Raw genomic sequence first — 236 nt, 5'->3', positions numbered from 1 at the left:
ATACCGGCTGTGACGAGTGCGATCCCCAGCAGATCCCGGGCGCTTGGCAGCTGGCTCAACACGATCATCCCCATCACAGTGGCAGTTGCTGGAAGAAGCGAGGGCGCCCTGGCGATCGTCGACGGCACGCTGGTCCAGCGCAAGTTCGGCAAGCTGGAGAACGGCGAAGGCGCCGAGGAGAGCGGCACGGGCGGCTGGGTCGGCATCACCCAGCGCTACTGGATGGCCGCTGCCAT

General features: G+C 66.5%; 1 protein-coding gene. It reads left to right on the top strand.

Annotation, left to right across the window (positions count from 1 at the left end):
- Positions 1–9: 9 nt before the first annotated feature.
- The coding region (locus SB754_RS22950) for a YidC/Oxa1 family insertase periplasmic-domain containing protein (RefSeq protein ID WP_410784558.1) at positions 10–236 on the top strand (227 nt) is incomplete at its 3' end.

Source organism: Leifsonia sp. SIMBA_070 (assembly GCF_046534635.1).
GTDB lineage: Bacteria > Actinomycetota > Actinomycetes > Actinomycetales > Microbacteriaceae > Leifsonia.
The sequence above is the reverse complement of the archived record's forward strand: the minus strand, read 5'-3'. Positions and strand labels throughout refer to the sequence as shown.